The organism is Stieleria sp., assembly GCF_041595215.1.
Lineage (GTDB): Bacteria > Planctomycetota > Planctomycetia > Pirellulales > Pirellulaceae > Stieleria > Stieleria magnilauensis.
Map to the genome: position 1 here is coordinate 1 of NZ_JBFHKV010000347.1, position 7,607 is coordinate 7,607.

5 protein-coding genes are annotated in these 7,607 nt (G+C 58.4%); 4 read left to right on the plus strand and 1 reads right to left on the minus strand.

Going from position 1 to position 7,607, the window contains the following annotated elements:
* Nucleotides 1-549: sulfatase-like hydrolase/transferase (locus ABX749_RS14780; protein ID WP_372896647.1), on the minus strand; the 549-nt coding region annotated here is incomplete at its 3' end.
* Nucleotides 550-1,169: 620 nt separating this feature from the next.
* Between ABX749_RS14780 and ABX749_RS14785 the strand changes: the two genes are divergently transcribed.
* The 4 genes from ABX749_RS14785 to ABX749_RS14800 form a co-directional block, all read left to right on the plus strand.
* The gene (locus ABX749_RS14785) at nucleotides 1,170-1,493 is read left to right on the plus strand and encodes a hypothetical protein (RefSeq protein ID WP_372896648.1); all 324 of its coding nucleotides are present in this window, start codon (nucleotides 1,170-1,172) and stop codon (nucleotides 1,491-1,493) included.
* Entirely contained in the window at nucleotides 1,490-2,086 is a 597-nt protein-coding gene (locus ABX749_RS14790; protein ID WP_372896649.1) for a sigma-70 family RNA polymerase sigma factor, read from the plus strand. Before ABX749_RS14785 ends, ABX749_RS14790 begins: the two co-directional genes overlap by 4 nt.
* Before the next feature lie 13 nt (nucleotides 2,087-2,099).
* Nucleotides 2,100-2,933 (plus strand): zf-HC2 domain-containing protein, encoded by an 834-nt coding sequence (locus ABX749_RS14795; RefSeq protein WP_372896650.1) that lies wholly within the window; start codon nucleotides 2,100-2,102, stop codon nucleotides 2,931-2,933.
* 294 nt (nucleotides 2,934-3,227) lie between these two features.
* Nucleotides 3,228-7,607 (plus strand): spondin domain-containing protein (locus ABX749_RS14800; RefSeq protein WP_372896651.1); only part of this gene is annotated, 4,380 nt, incomplete at its 3' end.

Here is a 7,607-nt window from a genome sequence, read left to right on the forward strand (position 1 = left end):
CATCTCTTTGGCATTCTTGCGGATCTCGCCGTGCGCCAGCCCGTGCATCCATCCGCGGGGATGTTGCCAAGGGCCGGCCGGTAGCAAATGCCGATCCCAAGAGTTCGGCATCTCGGGCATCGCTTCATCGTCCCAGTCCGAGCCGCCACGCCCACCGGGATGATGAGAGACCTTGCCGACTGAAACGGTTCGGTATCCATGTTTGCGAAACCAAGCCGGCATGCTGGGCGGGACCGCGTCGGAATCCTTCTGCATTCGTTTGGCACGATCAAACAATGCACCGTTGCTGGACGAACCGTACAAGCCCGTCAGCAAGGTGTAGCGAGACGCCCCACACGTCGGCGACTGGACGTAGTGACGATGAAACGCACGCCCGGATGCCGCCAGAGCGTCAATGTTCGGCGATTGGATATACGATTTCCCGAAACAATTCAGTTCCGGACGAAGATCGTCGACGCAAATCAACAAGACGTTAGGTCGATCGGCAGCGAGTGCAGACGAGGACGCGAGTAGTACAGTGACGGCGAACAGGAGGCGGTTGCTGTGCATGGATGGGGCAGATTGCTCGGCGTGTGGAGGAAGACGAATGGACTACATTTTATCTCTGCGGATGACCCACGACTTCATCAATTCAATTTAACACTGATCGGGGTGTCTTTTGTTAGCGATAGGGCGCGAGCCCTCCGGTCGTTCAAGGTGTTTTCAAGCAGACACCGGACGGATCGTGCCGTTCCGTTAACTCCTACCAGTGGGTTTGCCGCCTCCGTTGGCATTGCGATTGCTTGATTCGGAAACGGCCATCCGACGATTGATCAATTGCCAAATAATATAATGATGTGCCCCTGGGAGTATGGAGAGCGATTCCCCATGGATTATCGTGTGAACGAAGCGTTCTTTTTACTCGCAGCGATTCGATGACGAAAAACAAATTTTTATGGTCAGGCGTCGCATTTGCGGTTGGCGGCTTGCTTTCGCTCATCTCGACGAGTCATCCGTCGGCGCGATCCGATGCGGCAATCCCGGCTTTTTACCGACCCTCCGCCGATTTATCGCCTGCCGATGTGGTTCAACGTCAATTGACCGCGCTGCAATCCGGAAAGAAAGAACCTGACGCGTTTCGATGGTGTTATCAGTTCGCCTCGCCTTCGAACCGAGCACGGATTGGATCAATGGACAAGTTTACCGAATTGCTGCAAGGTTCAATTTACGCACCCTTGGTCGGCCATCAGGAACGGCTGGTTGGTCGCCCGACGATCGTCGCAAATGAAGCGACGCTGCTGGTGACGGTCATCAACGAAAGTGGTCTGCCATCGGTTTTCCGATTTATTTTGCGACGGCAAGACTCAGATCCCTTCGAACACTGCTGGATGACGACGGCGGTTATTCCGTCTATGCAGTTCGGGGGGGGGCCTCTTGACCAACCCGACCTTTCAGCCAGCGGTATTCGCACCGTGGACAAAAACCGACCGAATGAAAGGCACGACGGCGAATGAGCCAGCCGGAAGAACTGCAGCACGAGGATGGGGATCGGCATCTCGGCGAGGCTATCGCGCGAGGCGACGAACAGGCGTTTCGAACCGTCTTTGAAAACTACTTTGACCTGGTCTTTCAGATCTGTTATCACGTCTGTGGACAATCACTGGACGCGCAAGAGGCCGCGGAAAGTGTTTTCGTCGAATTTTGGCGTTTTCCAAATCGCTTTCATCCAGACCGCGGTTCGCTTCGTACCTATCTACGGATCCAAGCTCGATGCCGCTCGATCGACCTCGTTCGGCAACGGACCAGACAAGCCGTAGGTCGAGAGGCTGCCCGCGACGCATTAAATGCTTGTGTGGAACAAAAAGAACGTTCTTTCGATCCTGCCGATCAGGCGGAACGCCGAGACGAAGATAAACGGGTTCGATTGGTACTCGAATCCTTGCCCACGGAGTTTCAGTCGGTCTTAAAGCTTGCATTTTTTAATTCTCTCACCCATCCTGAGATCGCCGACAGGCTTGGACTTCCGATCGGCACGGTGAAATCCCGTGTCAGGCGAGGGCTATTGAAATTTCGCGAATGCTTCGAGGCGGCCAAAGTGGCTCGATGAGCCGGTAGATTCCATGTTGCAGTGTAAAGAATGCCGAGAACTTCTCCCGCAATACCTGATGGATGAACTCGATCAGGATGTCTCGCGGTCGGTCCGCTCCCACCTCGATTCGGGCTGTCTCCAATGCCGCGCCGAACTCGCGGAATTGGCCGAAGCGATCGGACAATTGACGGCCGGCTCGGTTGAACACCCGGCGCCATCGGTTGACCGCGAGCAAGTTTGGGCAAACATCAACGGGCGGATCGAAGAGCCTGTGCTAAATCCGCCCATTCAACCGGTGGCGCAAAAGGCGACATCCGCCGGGACCGGTCGGGGACTCAATCTTTTCACTGCGATCATCTGTTCATTGGCCGCCGGTTTTCTGGTAATGAGCGTGATTCGCATGGCCTCCGATCCGCACAGCGACGTGTTCGGCTACAACTTCTTCCGAAATGATCGAGACCAAATTGCCTCGCGGGGCGATGCGGACGGCGGGCCGGGACAGTCGGAGATCGGAAACTTACAAACCGTTGCACTGCATCGAGTCGATGACCCCAAAAGGCAGTGTGGAACCATCGTTTTTGACGCCTACGAGTCGCAAATCCACGTGTTTCTCAGTGGGCTTCCCGCGTTGACCGCTGGCCAGACTTATATGTTTTGGTTTCGGGATTCGAACGGGCAATGGCTTTCCCCGACGCGATTGCAGACCCGTCGCGGTGTTGTCAAACAAGTGATTGATGTGCCGCCTCATCACACTCCCTTAACGTTTGCGATCACGATTGAAGGGGAGGCCGACGACGACAAATCGAAAAGCCGAGTCGCCGTGATCACCGGCGATCGTGCCATCGATGATGGCACCGACGCGTAAGCAAGCGTCACTTTTTTCTGATTTCAATGAATCTGCCGATGAGTGGGCCGACGTACCTACGTTAGCGTGAGCCAAGCGGCAGAGACGGTTTTGACAGCCGATCGTCTTCGTGCCTGGGTTTCGCGCCAACTGTAACGTCCGCGCCCCCAACACGCAGAACACCCCATGACGGCCCGTTTTAGCCCGCCAGCGAAAAAGAAATTGCCACGAAACTCAACTGCAAAACACACGCTTGACAGGCGGCTCGTCCTGCGTCGCCGATTGCATTGCGAACGGCTTGAGTCGCGACGGGTCTTGACAAGCTACTTCGTCGATAGTTTTGCAGACGCCGTGGCCGAGGATGGGCAACTCAGTTTTCGCGAAGCGCTCCAAGCGGCCAACACGAACGTTGCGGTCAACGAAGCCCCAGCCGGCCAATCGTCGGCCACTGCGATCGATTCGATCACGTTCTCACCACAGCTTTCGAATCAGTCCATCGCATTGGCTCTCGGCCAGTTGTCGATCACCGAGTCGGTCATCATTCGTGCCGACATCGCGGGTTCGGTATCGATCGATGCGGGCAACGCGAGCCGCGTGATCGACATCGCACCGGGAAGCGGCGAAGTCGTCATCGAGGGCTTGAACTTGACCGGCGGGATGGCTGCTTCGGGAGGCGGGATCTTCGTCGGTGCCGACACACTACTGAGCCTCAACGACGTCGACCTGACCGGTAATCGAGCAACCGGAGACAATGCCGACCAGGGTGGCGGCGGATTGTACAGCGATGGTGCGATGGTGGTCATGAGCGGAGGAAAAATCGCTGGAAACTCCGCCAATGGCGTCAGTGGCTCTGGCGGCGGTCTATTCAACGCAGATGGTCGCGTCAGCCTGCAGAACGTCCAAATCTTCAACAACACGGCCAACCGGGCAGGTGGCGGTATTGAGCAATCCGGCGACAACGCAGAGCTGCTGCTCTACTCGGTGACCTTGTCGGACAACATTGCCGGTCCAGAGGGCTTCGCTGCCCCGGGAAACGGCGGAGCAGTTCATCTGAGCGGCAACGGCGACGCGGATATTTTCGACACGCTCATTTCCGAAAACGTCGCAGCCCGCGAGGGAGGTGGCCTGTGGAACGGTGGCGGGTCGATGACCGTTGTGGGCTCAACGATCGAAAACAATACCGCAAGCGGCGATGCCGCGGACGATGGCGGCGGCGGGATCTTTAACAATGGCGGAAACTTAAACGTCTTCGACAGCCGCATTGTCGACAACTCCGCTGACGGTGATAGCGGCAGCGGAGGCGGAATCTTCAGTACCTCAGGCTTTGTCAACATCAGTCAGTCCGCGATCAGCTCGAATGTCGCCAACCGCGCCGGTGGCGGCATCGAAATCCTTATCGGCGATCTCGTGTTGAACGACGTGACGCTCGGAGGTGCCGGAAGCGGATTGGGAAACATCGCCGGACCTGACGGGTCTGCCGCTCCGGGCAATGGCGGCGGGTTGCACGTTAGCGGAGATGGCGGAGCGACATTGACCCGAGTCGTCATCACCGGCGGCGTCGTCCAAGGAAACGTTGCCGCTTCCGAAGGTGGCGGTCTGTGGAATCAAGTCGGCACGAGAATGACGGTTACCGGCGGTACGCGTATCGGTGGAAACCTGGCCCGAGGCCAGAGCAACACCGAGGGCGGCGGAGGGATTTTTAACAACGGCGGCGTCTTGACGTTGGCCGGCGTGAATTTTTCTAACAATGCCGCAACGGGAATGTCCGGAGGCGGAGGCGGGATCGCCAACGATGGCGGTTCGGTCAGTATCTCCGACTCGATGATCGCCGGCAACTTCGCCGCCGGTCAATCCGGCAGCGGCGGTGGTCTGTTGAACCTCGGTGCCGGAACACTGCAAGTCACCCGCACGGAAATCAGCGGCAACGTGGCAAGCCGCGCCGGCGGAGGCATCGAAGATGCCTCGAACACTCCCGGCCTGTTGGCGGTCTTTTTGGACCATGTCATTCTGTCGGAAAACATCGCCGGTGTGACCGCCGAGGACGCAACCGCAGCCAGCCCCGGAAACGGCGGCGGACTTCATGTGACGGGCCAAAGCGACTTGCTGATTCGAAACACCGAGGTGACGGACAACCAAGCGGCGCGCGAGGGCGGCGGGCTGTGGAACGGCACCGGCACGATGACAGTCGAAAATTCGAACATTCAATCGAACCAAGCCTTCGGCCAAGCCGCCGACGATGGTGGCGGGGGAATCTTTAACAATGGCGGTACCCTCGTCCTGAACGGTTCAAACGTCAGCGAAAATTCTGCGATCGTCGGCAGTGGTTCTGGCGGAGGACTATTCAACTTGGGCGGTTCGCTTGTCGTCACGGACAGCGAAATCACTGCGAACCAAGCCAGTCGTGCTGGCGGCGGCATCGAACAGGCCGGTGACGCCGAGCTGGAACTTCGCAACGTCTTGCTGAACGACAACCGCGCCGGCTCCGCGGCGGCCGCTACGCCGGGAAATGGGGGCGGAGTTCACATCAGCGGCGACGGAAACGCTTTGATCGTCGGTGGTCGCATCGAAGGGAACACCGCAGTCAAGGAGGGCGGAGGCCTTTGGAACGGTGGCGGCACCATGACAATCGACGACGCAGCAATCGTCGGCAACACCGCCAGTGGAGACGCGGCCGATGACGGCGGAGGCGGAATCTTCAACAACGGCGGCGACCTGGTCATCACCGACAGCAATGTCAGCGGAAATCTGGCCGATGGGACGAGTGGATCCGGCGGCGGATTGCTGAGTCTGGGAGGCGATGTTTCGATCTCCTCAACTACGTTTGAATTCAATGGCGCAAACCGCGCCGGTGGCGGAATCGAGGTGATTGAGGGCAGCATTACACTGACCGATAGCAACTTGATCAACAACGATGTGGACGGCACGGCAACCGGCGGAATCGCGGCCCCCGGAAACGGCGGTGGGCTGCACGTCTCGGGACGCGCCGACGTCACACTCAGCGGTGGAATCGTGTTCGGCAACGTCGCGGCAAGTGAAGGCGGCGGGCTGTGGAATCAAGCCGGTGGCACGATGATCGTCGACTCCACTCGGATCGAAGCCAACTCCGCACTCGGCGACGACGCCGACAACGGCGGTGGTGGGATCTTCAACAACGGCGGCACATTGATCATCCGCAATGCGGAGATCGTCGGAAACTTTGCCGATGGTGCGAGCGGCTCCGGCGGTGGCATCCTGAACGTCAGTGGCGGCACCGTCTCGATCAGCGATTCGCTGATCGCCGAAAACGTCGCCAGTCGGGCCGGTGGAGGCATCGAAGACGCGTCGCGCGGAGGCGAATTGCTCTCGCAAGGTCCATCGTTAATGCTGACCAACGTCGACCTGGAAAACAATAACGCCGGTGTGATTGACGATGGATTTGGAGGAGGTGCATTGTTCTCGTCCCCAGGCAGTGGCGGTGGGATTCATGTCACCGGGGCAAGTGATGTCGTCATCAGCGGTGGCCGGATCGCTGGAAACATCGCCGCCAACGAAGGTGGCGGATTGTGGAATTCTGCTATCGGTCAGATGTCGGTCACCGGCACGGTGATCGAAGACAATTCTGCCGTCCGGGGTGGTGGTATTTATCAACAGAGTGCTGGCGATTCTCGTCCCCTACGCGTTTCACTAACCAACCTCGCGCCCGACAACGGCCCGACCGATAGCGGATTGTTCTTGACCCCCGTTTTCACCGCGTTCCACGACGGAGCGTTTGATCTGTTCGATGTCGGCGGGTCGGCATCGCCGGGATTGGAAAGTCTGGCGGAAGATGGATCCACCGCATCCCTGACAGCTGAATTCACTTCCATGCAGAATTCAGGCCTGTCCCAAACGTTCAGTCGTGGTCCGATCGCTCCGGGTCAAACGCTCAGCCGTGCGGTCATCCTTGATCCTAGCGACAACCGTTACTTCTCTTTTGCATCGATGGTCATCCCATCCAATGATGCCTTCATCGGAAACGAAGATCCCGCATCCTTCCCTTTGTTCAGCGCCGAGGGCAACTTTAATGGCGCGGTCGACGTGATAGTCGCCGGAGCCTCCGTTTGGGATGCCGGAACAGAAGCCAATTCGGAAATGAACGCGGCGTTCTTCGACCAGATGATGCCCAACACGGGCGACGACCAAAATGGAACGGTTGCCCTGCATCCTGGTTTTATGGGAAGCGACGGAAACCCGAGTGGAACAGCGGTGATCCTGGGAGGCACCCAGTCGGTCGCAATGATGCGAACCTTCGGTGCCGAGAATGCCGACTTCACCGCCGCTGGTTATGAACTGTTTCGAATCCAGATCAGCGAACTGACTTCGGGGCTGTCCCTAAACGACGTCAGCATCCGAAGTAATTCGGCTAGCGGCGATCAGGCGACTGACGGCGGAGGAGGCATCTACAACGCGGGCGGGACGGTCACCATCGACGGAGGCGACATCTCCGGAAATGCGGCGATCGGAAGCTCGGCCAGCGGGGGCGGCATTTTCAACTCCGGCACATTGACGGTCCAGTCGGCAATGATCTCGAGCAACACGGCCAATCGCGCCGGTGGCGGTATCGAATCGACTGCCGGAAGTTCGACATCACTGACCGGTGTCAACTTGGACCACAATATCGCTGGACCGGCCGGAATGGCTGCACCAGGCAACGGCGGCGGACTTCACATCACCGGC

Excerpts from the sequence above, each read along its gene's own strand:
- ABX749_RS14785 (WP_372896648.1), top strand. The coding sequence starts at position 1,170 with ATGGACAAGTTTACCGAATTGCTGCAAGGTTCAATTTACGCACCCTTG.
- ABX749_RS14790 (WP_372896649.1), top strand. The coding sequence starts at position 1,490 with ATGAGCCAGCCGGAAGAACTGCAGCACGAGGATGGGGATCGGCATCTC.
- ABX749_RS14795 (WP_372896650.1), top strand. The coding sequence starts at position 2,100 with ATGTTGCAGTGTAAAGAATGCCGAGAACTTCTCCCGCAATACCTGATG.